Source organism: Nostoc sp. UIC 10607 (genome assembly GCF_047228265.1).
In the GTDB taxonomy this organism is placed as follows: domain Bacteria; phylum Cyanobacteriota; class Cyanobacteriia; order Cyanobacteriales; family Nostocaceae; genus Nostoc; species Nostoc foliaceum_A.
In genome coordinates this window covers 17,657-32,146 of record NZ_JBIQNW010000063.1, presented here as the reverse complement: position 1 = coordinate 32,146, position 14,490 = coordinate 17,657, and the positions used below count along the sequence as shown (strand labels likewise).

The following is a 14,490-nucleotide window of genomic DNA, read 5'->3' as shown; positions in this document are numbered from 1 at the left end:
GTGGCGAGGCTGGTTAAAATTACACGACCTTTGTGAAGGCTGGCAGCTTGCAAAAGAGACTTAACGGGAAAAGTCAGAAAGCGATTGCTGCTTGACGGTTGTAGATCAAGATTCCTTTGCATTGATACCGCCAAGCGACCAATTATTCTCTGAAAATGGGGACGCATAATCTGCGACTCGCTCCCATCCCCACTTATAAGCAGTGTCAACTAGAATTTCTTTCCCGTTTCGGAATTTAATAAATTCCTGCCCGTGGTCATAAAATATGTCTGCAACCAGTTGATTACGCTCGTCGTAACCCCACTTATCCACTGCTGCCCTCCACCAGCGCTTTCCGGGTGAGAGCAACTGTTCAAGTTCCAAATACTCCGGTTTCCAGTACTTGGTGCGCCATTGATTTGCCAGTGCGTCGATTAATATCGCAGTCGGGTAGATCGGTTTTAGATTTTCTTCGAGCCAAAGCATATAAACAATCGCGCTTCTGAAAGCATCTTCTAAACCATAGCTTGCTGCTTCTAGAGTGTCTTGGAGTTGCTCGTCATTAAAATTTACACCGAGCGACCGCAGGGCTGGAGCGTACAAATCAAATAATTCTTGTTCTACTGAATCGGCAGACCAGAACCACATAAGAAAAAGAAAACTCCTACTGGGTGGCTAAATAAAATTTAGCATTTAGCGTGGGAAGTTTTGATGTAAGGACAAGTAGCGAAGCTAGACTCTGGCGCATGAATAATTAGAGGATGCGCCAAAGATGAGCTTCCTACTACCATTGGACTCTACACCAAGCTCCCTCACTGATCTTAGGAGCCAAACTAGAGTGTAGTTGAAGTGTCATTTTTCCAGTTTTGTCGATATAACCACATTTGTTACCAATGCTCACTAGTGCTAAAGAGCCGGAAAATTTAGCAGCATAATCGAACTGTGGTGAAACAAGTACTTTACCTGTTTTGTCGATGTAGCCCCATTTATTGCCGATGTTAACCGATGCTAATCCTTCAGAAAAATCTGTTGCACTGGTAAACTGGGGCTTGATGACAATTTTACCTGTTTTGTCAACATAGCCAGACTTCTGAGCAACACCAATCCATGCCATTCCTTCGGAGAAGTTAAAGGCATAATCGAATTGTGGTTTAATCACAAAGGAGCCTGTGGTGTCTATGTAGCCTAGCTTACTATTAGAGCCAACTACAGCTAACCCTTGCGAAAATTTAGAAGCACCGTATAGTTGCTGCTGGTCGAACCTAATGACAAACTTACCTGTTTTATCGATATAACCATATTTACCACGCCCAGAACCTTTGATTTGCACCCATGCTCTTCCAGAAGAAAAAGCTTCAGCAACATCAAACTGTGGTTGAATGACAATATTACCTTTTTTATCGATGTAGCCAGACTTGTCAGCAATTTTTATTCGTGCTAATCCTTCATAAAAGTTGGCGGCATCTGCTCTTTGTGGGCTGAAATTAGTAAAGGCAGTTAACTTTGGCTGGAGAACACGCTTACCTGTTTTATCGATGTAGCTAGCTTGATTCTCAATGCTAACCAGAGCCAGCCCTTCGGAAAAGTTAGCTGCGTAATCAAATTGTGGTGGAATAGCGAATTTACCTGTTTTATCAATATAACCCCACTTTTGATTCACCCAGACTCGTGCTAATCCTTGAGCAAAATCTGTAGCACCCTCAAACTGAGGAGGAATAGCGAATTTACCTGTTTTATCGATATAGCCCCATTTCTCATCAATTTGTATCCGTGCTAGACCTTCAGAAAAATTTGATGGGGAATAAGACTGAGGTATAGCAGGGATTTGAGCTTGATTATCGATAGAGTTGAGTTTGTGGTTAGCTTCTTTTAAGAATCCTTGAGATGGTAATAGACTTGTGAAAGTTAAACCAATAAGTAAAGAAAAGAATTGTTTCATTTTTTTTGAAGCTACTTTCAAAAAAGTAATAATTTTTCCTTTGTTTTTTGCAAAGGCTTAATCTATATGAATATTTAGATTAAGGATTTGTGCCTCAATTTTTAAGTTACTCTCAAAATTATGTTCGCCAATGATTAGTTACAATCAAGTCTAAGTAAACAAGTAAGCTGAAGGTGAGCCAGAGCGGTCATCATTAGTTACCCTTTCTATTGAATAGGTAAATATAATAGCTACAATGTCTTTTAAAAACTCAAGTGATTAAAGTCAGCTAAATTACTTTATGCGCTTTATGCTTTTGGCATGGTAGAGTAAACTGATTGACGTTGATGCAATAGCTCAAACCATTGCCTCAATTTAGGATACTCTTGCTGCCAATTATTGCCAAATCTGAGGCTGTAGTAACCCAACCCTGATATAGCTGCAACATCAACAGCACTCAGAGTTTCATTTAATAGGTAAGCTGAGTTAGTCAACTTTTGCTCAAAAACACCTAAAAGGCGATTAATGCTGGACTGATATTTAGCCTGGGTGCCAAAATCAGCTTGATTCCCTTTACGGGTTTCGTACCACAATGCCACAACATTGTCTATCAAACTGTCTGCTAACTCTTCCCCCTGACGACAATACAAACGCTCAATGCGATTGCTAGGATAAAAACCGGGCTGAGGATAAGTCTCGTCTAGATACTCCACAATCAGCGTTGAATCCCAAAAAACGAGGTCATCTTCATCCACCAATACCGGAACTTTGCCAATGGGAGATAAACTCAGGAATTCTGGAGATTTATTGTTAATGTCTGTTTCTTTGGGTTCGTAAGGTAGCTGCTTCTCTGCCAGGACAATTCTCACTTTACGAGCGTAAGGTGATCGCTGTGCATAGTATAAGATTCGTGCCATATCGCTGCTATAAATTCAGTATTGTGATTTCCTATTTTTAACAGATTTGATGCATGATACTGTGATTGGTTTGTTCATCAATCGAGAAGAGTTTGGGCTTGCTGTTTAATACCCAGATACCCTTGTCTAAAGCATTACCCCGCAATGTCATTAACTTGATGGTACCTCAACGACATTTTCCGCAAAGCTCTTATAAGCATCGCCCATTTGTTTAGCTATCGAGTCAGGGAAGACGTGAAAATCCCCAGCTTTGAGAGCTTTTATTATCCCATCTGCCACAAGTGCAGGTGGCTTTGAAACCTCACTCATTCCTGCCGCATCGCTCATATCCGTAGCAATCGGGCCAGGGTGAACACTTAACACAAGCGTGTCCTGCTCACTCAATAGTTCTCGTAATGTCTGGGTGATTGAATAGGCCGCAGCTTTCGAGGCACAGTAAGTAGCAGAGTCGGGGAAACCTTTGAGTGAAGCAACAGAATTGATTTGGGCAAAGACACCACCTCCATTGGCTTTGAGTACCGGGGCAAATGCCTGAGCCATGTAGATCAATCCATATACATTGATCTTCATCTGAAATTCGAGAGCGGCGATCGCATTTTCAGCTAAGGGAGTTCCAGCTTGAAAGACTCCTGCATTATTGATAACAACTTGCACATCTGGGGCAGTTTGAGCAGCAGCAACAATAGATTGGGGATCACCTAAATCAACATGAATTGGTACTACTTGATCACCGTATTGTTCAACCAATGAGGAGACACTATTGAGCTGACGAACAGCCGCATAGACTTTGGTGGCTCCGTGTTCAATAAACGACTCAACTATCGCCTTGCCGATGCCGCGATTTGCGCCCGTAACCAAAATGGTTTTGTCTTTAATGTCGTAGTTCATTAAGATTTCTCCTTATGGTTTTCCATGATCTGAAAAACCTTGGACAATCGCTCTAAGTTATGGCAAAGAAATTTAGCTGCTCTCTTGAAGAAAGACTGCGGCTTCCACCGCTCCTTCTAGCATGGTATCATCATCCCTCATGCGAATCTAGCAACACCAATTTTTTAGCCGTCTTTGAAGTTTGTGCTTTTGGACACCTCTTTTATATCTCTGCACAATGAGGATTTAGGGGATTGGTCTGAATTGGGCGTGCTAAGTGTTCTGTCCCTTTTGCAGCAGGAGTTCTATCGTGCGCGGTTGGTTCAGTCGTTGGCCAATGCAGCGATCGCTAATCAAACAGAGGGGCAAGTAGAAACAGGTAATCCCGCTTCGTTTTTGGTTGAAAATTCAGTTTCCGGTGTAGAAGTCAAAACAGTTGATGAAGGCACTGGTTCCGCCGCGTCCATGCCAAATCCTGAAAAATGGTCGTATGAGGCGATTGTAGCGAGGTCAAATATGCGACCGGAGCGGATGCAGAAACTCAAAGTTGCGGCGAATTCGGGGCAAAATCCGGGGTTTGAGTACTTGCAGGAGTGTTGGAATGATGACCCGGCTTTGCAGATCGTGATCAAAAAACTATTAGCGAAGTTTCCCCAGTGGGGGATTGCGTGTGTGGATGGGGTACTGGTGAAGTGGAAAGAATAGTGATGCCTACGACAACTCTATTTCTGAGGAAAACCCACTTATTGCTGTTTCTACACTTGATCAACTTGCCATTGCTCAAGTTTCCTTTAAGAATACTATTCTTTGGCACTTGAATTTAAGATAATCACCTCAATAATTACTAGATGTTAATGCAATCTTTACAGCTTTTTAACTTCTGCTTATACAAGCAAAGCTATATTGCGATCGCTAAGTTTTACTGAATCTCTGTAACTTTAGCAGAAACAATTGTAGTTTTTTTAAATAAATAGTAATAATGAAAAAGTCTCAGTTTTTCAGAGCTATTCTACCTATTGCTGTACCAGCAGCAGTATTTTTCACTCTGCTTAATTATCTACAAAAGCCACTAACTGCCCAAACCTCAAGTGTTCATCTAAGAATGGGCAATCCTAGTAATGCTGGCAGCAGTTACAGTAATTTTTTGTTGAGCAAATCTCAATACGCAGTTTCCCATAACTGCTATAGAGGGACACCTAATTGGGTAAGTTGGCAGCTAAACACATCATGGCTAGGAAGCGCACCTCGCCAAGATGATTTTCGTGCAGATATTACATTACCTTCAAGCTGCTACCGAGTCACTTCTTCTGATTACACTGGCAGTGGCTTTGACAGAGGACATATGGCTCCGTCCGCAGATAGGACAAATACTATTGCCAATAACTCTGCTACTTTTTTAATGACAAATATAATTCCTCAGTCACCTGATAATAATCAGGGGCCTTGGGCTGTACTAGAAAATTATTCTAGAGACTTAGTAAACCAGGGTAAAGAACTCTATATTATTTCTGGTTCTTACGGCACTGGTGGAACAGGTTCTAATGGAGCAAAAAACACAATTGCTAATGGTAACGTTACAGTTCCGAGCAGAACATGGAAAGTTATTGTAATATTAAATTCACCAAATTCCGATGCTAGCAGCGTCAATACTAACACAAGGGTAATTGCTGTGAATATGCCTAATTCGCAGGGAATTAGAAATAATAACTGGACAAGCTACAGAGTTAGTGTTGATTCTATTGAGACAAATACTGGTTACAATTTGCTCTCTAATGTTTCTTCGTCTGTTCAAAGTGTAATTGAGTCCAGAGTTGATAACTTGTAAGAATAGTTAGCTCACTAAAAACTTAAAGGCTGTATATAAATACAGACAGGCTAATGATTGCTGGGTTAAGTTTCTACAACTTTTGTCGAAATTCCGGCTAAATCCGCAGATGGAGTTTTACCAACAATATAAATATCAAGGTTTATCGTACCTAGGCGATAAACCTTGATATCAGTGAGGTGATCTTTTAGTATTTTGACAAGTGATTTAAACTTTGACACATTTTGTTTTTGTATTTCATCGTGCCATTCTTTTTCCTCAGCACAGTTACGAAATATATAATCTAGTTCTACTTCTTCAATTGATGTTTCTAGAGAATGTCCTGTTAACTGGAGAAGTTTTTGAGCGGTCATTGGTTCTTGTGCTTGATTAGACCACAAAAAAGCTTCAAATGGATACTCTGATTCACTTATCATTAACAAACCATCGGAGGCTTGTTTAAGTTTTTCTGTAATCTCGTTAGTCATAAAATTTATTTATGGTTATGAGCATTGGTTTTTGAGTTTGCCAATCAGAGAATTAAGATTAAGCTGAGTGGGCCAACCTTGAGGAAGATTTGCAGAATTATATCCTCTGTCTTTCAATCCTTGAATAAATTGGTTGCGGATGTATGTGGTATCAAAAGTTCCAAGCTCATCAAAATAAACATCAGTTAGGTGAGCGGGGTCTAAAGCCATTTCACCTTTATATACTGCACCATCATTTGAATCATCCCAACCCCAAGGGGTATTAGCAGAATTTGTACTGCAAGTTGGTGTACCAGAGCCACACCCACCACTCGAATCTCCCTTGAAAGTTCCCCAACTAGCGAAAGTTAAGGCTGAAGAACTTGATAAAGAAGCTTCATTTAATTGATGTTGCCACATTCCTGCTTCAGCAAAAACATCAACTAATTGATACTGTACATCGCGGTCATTTCCTGAAGCAGGAAGTTCTGCTGTAGTTTGGGAAGGATAATAAATAATCCCATCCTCGCTACTTGCACTCTTAAAGTTTCCAGCATCAGGCCAAGCTTTTAGTCCATGACCTTTAGCTTCTTGAGTTGTTAATGGGTGCAATGAACCACTGTAACTATTCATTGTCAGTGTGCCATCAATACTTTCTGCACCATTGCGTAAAGGACTACCAGTTGGAGTGTAAGAGTAGAAATCGTTATGAAATACAGTGACAACGCCTTCTAATTTACCAAAAGCTGAACCGTCCTTACGGACAATTGTAAGTAAACCCTCTAAATCATTTTCGTGTTCTTGATCAAAAGGAATATCAGTCCAGTCTTGAGGATGGTAAAAGGAATATGTAATGAACCAATGAGTACAAGTTTCAGCTACAGAATAGTAACCATGAGAGGAGAGAGGAAATTGAAAAAGGTTATCCCAGTTATTTGTTCCTTGCCAATCGCTATCATAATCAAATCGCGTGATGTAGTCTGCACTATACTTAGTACTGTCTGTATCTTGGTAGTGAATAGGCGCATGATATAAGGCTAAAGCCAAATCAGTGGCAGATTGAGCAATTACTTTATTGTCTGTAAAAATACCAACTATTATTGCTACAAGCAGCCCCAGAGCCACAAGAAAAAGTTTTTTTAAACTCACGTCTCATCTTTGCTAATAAACAAGATCAGCATAAAAGCTAATATTTAAGAATTGGTAATAGTTAGATTATTTGAGAGCGATTACAAAGTTAAAATTTGTGTTGATGCTCAAATTAATCATTACAGTTAATGAGGGTGAAGGTTCCGCCGCACCCGTTCCAAATCCTGAAAAATGGTCGCATGAAGCGATTGTTGCTTTTGTCAAATCTGCGACCGGAGCGGATGCAGAAACTGAAAGTTGCGGCGAATTTTGGGCAGAATCCGGGGTTTGACTTTTTGCAGGAGTGCTGGGAAGATGACCCAGCTTTGCAGATTGTGATTAAAAAGGTGCTGGTAAAGTTTCCGCAGTGGGGTATTGCTTGTGTTGATGGGGTGTTGGTTGATTGGGACGAGTAGCGATCACACTTCAACTGTTGGCGTATTCCAGTACTTGTTCCCACTCCAATGCCACGCCGTTTCTACCAATATTTCCTTTCCGTTGGTAATTTGAATGGATTTAGAAGTTACGTATCATACATAGTACTACATGGAATTTGGGTATCTCAGCTATGTTTATTACCCAGGGACAAAACATTCTCTTATCTATTTGTTATTCAAGATCATCGTTTTACAATATTTGAAATTGGGAAAAGTAGGAAAAGTAGGACGTTTTGTACAAACAGTTGACTAGCTTGTTGTTAAGCGGTAAGTTGATGGGTATTGGAGAGTAAATTTACTTAATTTTTTGTCGTGTAAACCTTTTTAGATACTTGCAAAGCTTACCACTAATGGTTCAGATTCAGTAATAATTTTGGATTTGAAAAGATTTAGTTGGCAAATTTCGCTTGGACATCTGAATTTGGTTAATTCACATTAAAGCTCTGAAAACCTTTTAGGGATTAAATTCTCCAAAAGCTATAAAAAAGGAATAAGTAGCAATCAGATTCTTGGTGTATAGATAACCCTGTTTAAAGTATGGACAATGTGGTTAAGTACGAGAGTAATTAAATTTGTCAATGATTACGAATATAGAGAGTATGCAAAGTTCCTGGGCTTACCTGCTCTTTATCAAATTCGGAGTATTGATCCTTGGTGCAATCCACACGTTAATTATTCACGTAACTTCCGTTTAGATTCGCTAGATGAAGTTTGGAACTTGCTCGATTGGCTACCAAGACCGCTATCAAGTAAGCAATACCATTTATTGTTTACAGATGCCAGCAAACATAATATTCCAGAAAATCATCCCAGATTAAAGCTACTCGGATATGATTTATTGGATATTGAGAGGAAATCACCTTTATGGAACCACCAACCTTGGACAAAAGCTTTAAAGCCGTTAGCTCAAAAAGTCAATCAGTATGGATTGTTCAAAAGATCAGATGCTGTAACTGCTCAGGCTATTCTTCCCCAGGCTTGGCATAACCACCCTCGTTCTGTGGTGAAAATTTGCACTTTGTTTGAAGTCTTATCTTTATAACGAAAGATAGTTGCGATCAACTCGAAAGTAGGTTTATTAGGAAAAGTAGGATGTTTTTATCAAACATCAAATTAACTGTTATTTAAGTGTAATCTGTAGTCATCAGTAACTTGAAAGACAATCTTTTTAATAAAGGATAGCTCGTTGCTGAATCAAAACTAGAAAAACTGTTCTTGGAGTTTAGGATGAAAGGTCTGCTCACACGTAAAATAGCCCTTGTAGTTGCTGTAGTCACTGCGAGTCTTGGCTTGAGTGCTAACAAAATTTCAGCTGACGTTGGTCTCACGAAATTAGCTGATATCCTTCAAATTAATGTTAAAGGCAAATGGTCTGCTTTAAGATTTATTGGTATAACCTCAAATAATACTCTTGTAAATATAGATCCGAGTGGATTTGCTAAAGCAGTTCAAGTTAAAGGAATTGACGGCAACTTACAAGGGATCGATTTCCGTCCAGCAAACGGTCTGCTTTACGGTGTCACAGATACTGACAATGTATACACGATTAACTTCATAAGTGGTCAAGCTCAATTTGTGAGCAAACTATCTAGCAGCTTTAATGGAGGTTTTCAATCAGGGTTTGACTTTAATCCCGTACCAGATCGCTTACGCATAGTAGGCAGCAATGACCAAAATTTCCGTACCAATGTAGATACTGGTGCAGTTATTGTTGATAAACCTTTAGCCTATGCTAGTGATGATGTCAACGCCACAGTTGACCCCAACGTTACCGCTGCCGCTTACACAAATTCCGTTGCTGGAGCCACATCAACTCAATTGTTTGGCATTGACTACGATCTTGATGTATTAGTACTGCAAAACCCACCTAATGATGGCACTCTCAGAACAATCGGCAATCTTGGTGTTAATTTTGCGCCGAATAGCGGCTTTGACATCTTTACAGATGCACAAGGTAAAAATACTGCCTATGCACTGTCTGGTTCAGTTCTTTACAGTATTGATCTATCTACTGGCGTTGCGACTGAAATCGCCGATGTCCCTAAAGGTACATTCATTGGTTTAGCCGTTACATCTAAGTAGCTATCCCCAAGCCCAATCCCTAAACACAGGGATTGGGCTTGGGGATAGCTCATACGGAACTGCGATCGCTTCTCTACTGGATAAACTGACCATCACTTCTATTGTTGAAACTGCGGCCGCATATTTTTATGCAATTGTCGCAGGGGTGATAAAGGTAAAAGTGCCGCCGCGCCCGTGCCAAATCCTGAAAAGTGGTCGCATGAGGCGATTGTTGCAAGGGCAAATGTGCGACCGGAGCGTATGCAGAAACTCAAGGTTGCAGCGAATTCGGGGCAGAATCCGGGATTGGGCTTCTTGCAAGAGTGCTGGGATGATCCGGGGCTGGTAATAATGATCAAGAAACTGCTGGTGAAGTTTCCGCAATGGGGGATTGCGTATGTGGATGGGGTGTTAGTGAAGTGGGATGAGTAGCAAAGCGATCGCTTATCTCAAAGAAGCACTCCGAACTTGGAAAGGAATTAAGTCACCGGAGGCTGTGTTTGTGGCTACTTGCAAAGAAGGGAGGAAACCGGAGGCGTAACAGGCCAAGTCTGCTGTGATCGCTTGGTTCGAGTGGGCTAGGCAGCAAAGGATTGTGATTGCTATGTCTGGGGTAGTTGTGTACACACCGGATGGTGAGGCTGGGCGTTGGCAGAGATGATGCGGCGGTATCCGATAGGGGAGTAACTAATTCAGGTAGTCCGATTTTTGCCACCAAATGTTTAATAACCAAGTATTATGAAGATAATACAAAGCAATTAAGCTGTTACATGATGTTTATTTAAAACTTGGCTTAACTGTCTTAACTGTCCTTGCATCGTCAATGTATTAAATATATTGTGCGATATATCCCTTAATCTAGTCATACTTGTAATAGTTGCCCTCGGCCAGCCCAGAAATTAAAAGTAAGTATTTAAATAAACCTGATTATCGGTCATGAAAAGGTATGTGCTTTCGGCAACCTCTTCATTACACCTATTTTTGTTGCCAAATTGTTAAACAAATTTGAGGTTAAGGTTATGACACTGTATAAAGTCACTCAAACCACTGATAACAGAAACGGAGACACGGTAGGCACTCTCAGCTATGCTATCCTCCAAGCCAACCGCAATGCAGGAACTGACGCGATCGAATTGAAAACGAACACCAGAATTACCGGGGTGATGAAGAATCTGGTTAACAGTGATATCGTCATCATCGGCAACGGCAAGACTGTCAGTGGCGATGTCAATAACGATGGGCAAACTGACAATGGAGATTTGCGTCCCTTCTTCATCTTGTCGGGAAACGTGAAATTCTTCGACCTTACTATTACCAACAGGACTGCTCAAGGAGGGGATAGTGGCAGAGGTGGAGGCGGTGCGGGAATGGGAGGAGGGATGTTCATCTATGATGGAAACGTCTCTTTGAGCAATATGACTTTTAGCAACAACCTTGTACAAAGATTCTCACTTCACTGATGCTTGCTTAAAGAGCTAGGAGCGTTAATGGACAACAATTTATTTTCAGTACCAACTCGTGGTGAAGCAACTTTAGTTGACCTGTTACGCAAAAGAGCGCTACAGCAACCAAGGCAAGTAGCATATACCTTTTTGGTAGATGGGGAAACAGAAGAAGTTAGCTTAACTTATCAAGCATTAGACCAAAAAGCGCGATCGCTCGCTGTTTTCTTACAAAGCATGAAAGCTACTGGAGAAAGAGCGCTGCTTTTATACCCACCAGGACTGGAATTTATTGTGGCTTTTTTCGGGTGTCTGTACGCAGGTGTTACCGCTGTTCCCGTATATCCGCCACGCCGCAATCAGCGCATGACAAGGTTACAAGCGATTGTGAAAGATGCCCAAGCTAGTTTCGCTCTCACAACAACATCTGTTCTTACCAATATTGAACACAGTTTAAAACAAGAACCAGAACTAGCAGCTTTGCATTACATAGATACCGAAAATCTTACCAACAACTTTGGACAAGATTGGCAGCCTTTAAAAATAAGTATGCACTCTCTGGCATTTCTACAGTACACCTCGGGTTCTACGGGAACACCAAAGGGTGTAATGGTGAGTCATGGTAATTTGCTGCACAACGAGGAAATGATCAAGACGGCATTCCAGCATACAGAAGAAACTATATTTGCTGGTTGGTTGCCCTTATTTCATGACATGGGGCTGATTGGGAATGTACTACAACCTTTGTATTTAGGGATACCAAGCTTTCTCCTGTCACCTACAGCATTTCTCCAGAAACCTTTGCGGTGGCTAATGGCAATTTCCCGCTATAAAGCAACTACCAGCGGTGGACCCAATTTTGCCTATGACCTGTGTGTTGACAAGATTACCAGCTCACAGCGCTCCCAGCTTGATTTGAGTAATTGGGAAGTCGCTTTCAGCGGTTCGGAACCTGTGCGTGCGGAAACTATTGAGCGGTTTTCAGCCACGTTTGAAGATTGTGGCTTTAGAAGAAGTGCTTTTTATCCCTGCTATGGCATGGCTGAAGCAACTTTATTTGTGTCTGGGGGTTTGAAAACAGCTCCACCAGTTATTTGCTCGCTTAAGGATAAAGCTTTGAAGCAAAACTTTGTAGAGACTGCTAGAGCAGACCAAGAGGATACCAGGGCAATTGTCGGTGTTGGTAGAAGCCCCTTAGACCAAAAAATTGTCATTGCCAACCCTGAGTCATTAACCAAGTGTCCAGATGGAGAAATAGGAGAAATTTGGGTTTGTGGACTGAGTGTGGCTGGTGGCTATTGGAAAAAACCTCAGGAAACTCAACAGACTTTTAATGCACAACTGCAAGACACAGGAGAAGGACCATTTCTCCGGACGGGAGATTTAGGATTTTTACTTGATGGCGAATTATTCGTCACAGGTCGCATCAAAGATATGATTATCATCCGGGGGCAAAATCATTATCCTCAGGATATTGAATTGACAGTCCAGAAGAGTCATTCAGCACTGCGACCGAATTGCTCTGCTGCATTTTCTGTGGACATAGAAGGTGTTGAACGGTTAGTCATTGTTCAAGACGTAGAGCGGAGTTACTTACGTCAACTAGATGTAGATGAGGTAGTTAGGGCTATTCGTCAAGCAGTGTCCGAGCAGCACGAGCTACAAGTCTATGCTGTTGTGCTACTGAAGACAGCCAGTATCCCAAAAACATCGAGTGGTAAAATTCAGCGCCATGCTTGTCGGGATGGTTTTTTAAATGGAAGTTTGGATGTTGTCGGAGATTGGACAGCAAGTCCTCAACAAATAGACTTAGTACAACTCCAACAAGAAGTAGAAGCCCTTTGGGAGAAAGTAGGAAATTCAGATGAGTCTGAAACTGATGGGGAATCGCTCAAGCTAGATTTTACAGAAGAAGTGATCGCAAGCTGGCTGGTTTCTCATCTGGCCCTGTCCCTGAAAGTGTCCCCGAATGAGATAGATATTCAGGAGCCCTTTGCTGCATACGGTTTAGATTCGGCGGGTGCAGTTAGTATGACGGGTGAATTAGCCGAATGGTTGGGCTGCGAAATTGAACCCATTCTTTTTTGGGAGTATCCCAATATTGAGTCTGTAGCCAATCACCTAGCAGAAGAATACAGTTCGCTGCAAACAGCTTCTCAAGTTCTTAGTTAAGGAGAGAATTCAAATGGAGCAAATAGTTAATACAAATCAAAAAATAATTAGTCCAGGCAAGGCTAGCGAAGCAGGGGCAGAGCGAAAATTTAAGTTTAATCCCTTCCTCCCTGAATTTCATGCTCATCCCTATCCAACCTATCAACATCTTCAACTTGAAGACCCAGTTCACTTAAGCTCTATCGGGGCGTGGGTTATGACACGCTACTGTGATGTGGTCAAAGCTTTGCGTGACCCTCGACTTAGCTCGAAGCAATCCCAAATCTCCAGCTATTTCAGTTACCAACAGAGTAATTCTCCTGTTGTATCTCTTAGCAGTCAGTTGTTGTTTTTTCGCGATCCACCCGACCACACTAGATTGCGAAAGCTAGTGACTAAAGCCTTTAACGTTCGCGTAATAGAAAAGATGCGTCCACATATTCAGCAAATCGTGGACGAGCTAATTAATAAAGTTAAAGACACTGGGGCAATGGATATTATTGCTGATTTATCCCGTCCGCTACCTGTAAGGGTAATTGCTCAAATGTTGGGAATCCCGATTGCAGATAGCGACCAACTTCAGCAGTGGTCGGATTGTTTGTCTTATATCCTCGACCCAATCAAATCATCAAACATACGCCAACAACTTAATCAGTCAATTCTAGAGTTTAGAGATTATTTACGCAATCTTGTGCAACAGCGACGTCAAAATCCTGAGAATGATTTGATTAGCGCCCTGATTCAAGCCAGAGATGAGAGAGATATCCTTAGTGAGGATGAACTATTAGTTACTTGTATACTGTTGTTTGCAACAGGTGAAGAAACCACAGTCAATTTGATTGGTAATGGAATGCTAACTCTGTTGTCTCATCAAGATCAGTTAGAAAAGCTTAAACAAAATCCATCGCTGATTCAAAGTGCCGTTGAGGAAATACTAAGGTACGAAAGCCCTGTACAAATCTCCGGTAGAACCGTGCTCGACAATCTGGAAATTGGCGGTAAAGTGATTCGTAAAGGTTCACCAGTGTTTCTGATGTTAGGGGCGGCAAACCGAGATTCTGCTCAGTTTTGCAATCCCAATCAGTTCGATATCACTCGCTGTGAAAATAATCATCTCGCCTTTGGTGATGGTATCCACTATTGCTTGGGAGCAGCACTAGCGCGTATCCAAGGTCAGATAGCAATCAACACATTGATTCAACGATTGCCCAATATAAAGCTTCAGGTAGACCAACCAAAGTGGCGGGAAAACATCTTTTTGCGCGGGCTAACAACTCTCCCGGTTACTTTCAGTAATTACGGCACAAGTCAAGGATGAG

At 41.4% G+C, this 14,490-nt stretch carries 15 protein-coding genes; 9 read left to right on the top strand and 6 right to left on the bottom strand.

Features of this window, described 5'->3' with window-relative positions:
• Positions 1-105: 105 nt before the first annotated feature.
• From ACEYW6_RS30145 to ACEYW6_RS30130, 4 genes are all read right to left on the bottom strand, one after another.
• Entirely contained in the window at positions 106-627 is a 522-nt protein-coding gene (locus ACEYW6_RS30145) for a hypothetical protein (protein WP_412982665.1), read from the bottom strand.
• Between the two features lie 136 nt (positions 628-763).
• Positions 764-1,918, bottom strand: a complete 1,155-nt coding sequence (locus ACEYW6_RS30140; protein ID WP_412982664.1) for a WG repeat-containing protein — start codon at positions 1,916-1,918, stop codon at positions 764-766.
• Positions 1,919-2,205: 287 nt separating this feature from the next.
• Positions 2,206-2,814, bottom strand: coding sequence for a glutathione S-transferase family protein (locus ACEYW6_RS30135; protein ID WP_412982663.1), 609 nt, complete (start codon positions 2,812-2,814; stop codon positions 2,206-2,208).
• Between the two features lie 150 nt (positions 2,815-2,964).
• On the bottom strand, positions 2,965-3,702 hold the full coding sequence (locus tag ACEYW6_RS30130; RefSeq protein ID WP_412982662.1) for an SDR family oxidoreductase: 738 nt from the start codon (positions 3,700-3,702) through the stop codon (positions 2,965-2,967).
• A 183-nt stretch (positions 3,703-3,885) separates the two neighbouring features.
• Between ACEYW6_RS30130 and ACEYW6_RS30125 the strand changes: the two genes are divergently transcribed.
• Together ACEYW6_RS30125 and ACEYW6_RS30120 are read left to right on the top strand one after the other, a co-directional pair.
• Positions 3,886-4,386 carry a hypothetical protein gene (locus ACEYW6_RS30125; protein ID WP_412982661.1) on the top strand — a complete coding sequence of 167 codons (501 nt, stop codon included), beginning with the start codon at positions 3,886-3,888 and terminating at the stop codon, positions 4,384-4,386.
• A 274-nt stretch (positions 4,387-4,660) separates the two neighbouring features.
• Entirely contained in the window at positions 4,661-5,506 is an 846-nt protein-coding gene (locus ACEYW6_RS30120) for a DNA/RNA non-specific endonuclease (protein WP_412982660.1), read from the top strand.
• A gap of 65 nt (positions 5,507-5,571) precedes the next feature.
• Here the strand turns inward: ACEYW6_RS30120 and ACEYW6_RS30115 are convergent, their stop codons facing one another.
• Together ACEYW6_RS30115 and ACEYW6_RS30110 are read right to left on the bottom strand one after the other, a co-directional pair.
• Entirely contained in the window at positions 5,572-5,973 is a 402-nt protein-coding gene (locus tag ACEYW6_RS30115) for a nuclease A inhibitor family protein (protein ID WP_412982659.1), read from the bottom strand.
• Positions 5,974-5,988: 15 nt separating this feature from the next.
• Positions 5,989-7,101 carry a hypothetical protein gene (locus ACEYW6_RS30110; RefSeq protein ID WP_412982658.1) on the bottom strand — a complete coding sequence of 371 codons (1,113 nt, stop codon included), beginning with the start codon at positions 7,099-7,101 and terminating at the stop codon, positions 5,989-5,991.
• 179 nt (positions 7,102-7,280) lie between these two features.
• On the opposite strand from ACEYW6_RS30110, the gene ACEYW6_RS30105 reads away from it, so the two are divergent.
• The 7 genes from ACEYW6_RS30105 (at position 7,281) to ACEYW6_RS30075 (ending at position 14,489) form a co-directional block, all read left to right on the top strand.
• The gene (locus ACEYW6_RS30105; protein WP_412982657.1) at positions 7,281-7,496 is read left to right on the top strand and encodes a hypothetical protein; all 216 of its coding nucleotides are present in this window, start codon (positions 7,281-7,283) and stop codon (positions 7,494-7,496) included.
• 565 nt (positions 7,497-8,061) lie between these two features.
• Positions 8,062-8,559 carry a hypothetical protein gene (locus ACEYW6_RS30100; RefSeq protein ID WP_412982656.1) on the top strand — a complete coding sequence of 166 codons (498 nt, stop codon included), beginning with the start codon at positions 8,062-8,064 and terminating at the stop codon, positions 8,557-8,559.
• 185 nt (positions 8,560-8,744) lie between these two features.
• Positions 8,745-9,599, top strand: a complete 855-nt coding sequence (locus ACEYW6_RS30095; protein ID WP_190902082.1) for a DUF4394 domain-containing protein — start codon at positions 8,745-8,747, stop codon at positions 9,597-9,599.
• A 174-nt stretch (positions 9,600-9,773) separates the two neighbouring features.
• Entirely contained in the window at positions 9,774-10,010 is a 237-nt protein-coding gene (locus tag ACEYW6_RS30090; protein ID WP_412982655.1) for a hypothetical protein, read from the top strand.
• A 587-nt stretch (positions 10,011-10,597) separates the two neighbouring features.
• The gene (locus ACEYW6_RS30085; RefSeq protein WP_412982654.1) at positions 10,598-11,038 is read left to right on the top strand and encodes a hypothetical protein; all 441 of its coding nucleotides are present in this window, start codon (positions 10,598-10,600) and stop codon (positions 11,036-11,038) included.
• A 27-nt stretch (positions 11,039-11,065) separates the two neighbouring features.
• Complete coding sequence (locus tag ACEYW6_RS30080) at positions 11,066-13,192, top strand: AMP-binding protein (RefSeq protein ID WP_412982653.1); 2,127 nt, start codon at positions 11,066-11,068, stop codon at positions 13,190-13,192.
• A gap of 13 nt (positions 13,193-13,205) precedes the next feature.
• On the top strand, positions 13,206-14,489 hold the full coding sequence (locus ACEYW6_RS30075; RefSeq protein ID WP_412982652.1) for a cytochrome P450: 1,284 nt from the start codon (positions 13,206-13,208) through the stop codon (positions 14,487-14,489).
• The last annotated feature ends 1 nt before the right edge of the window (position 14,490 follow it).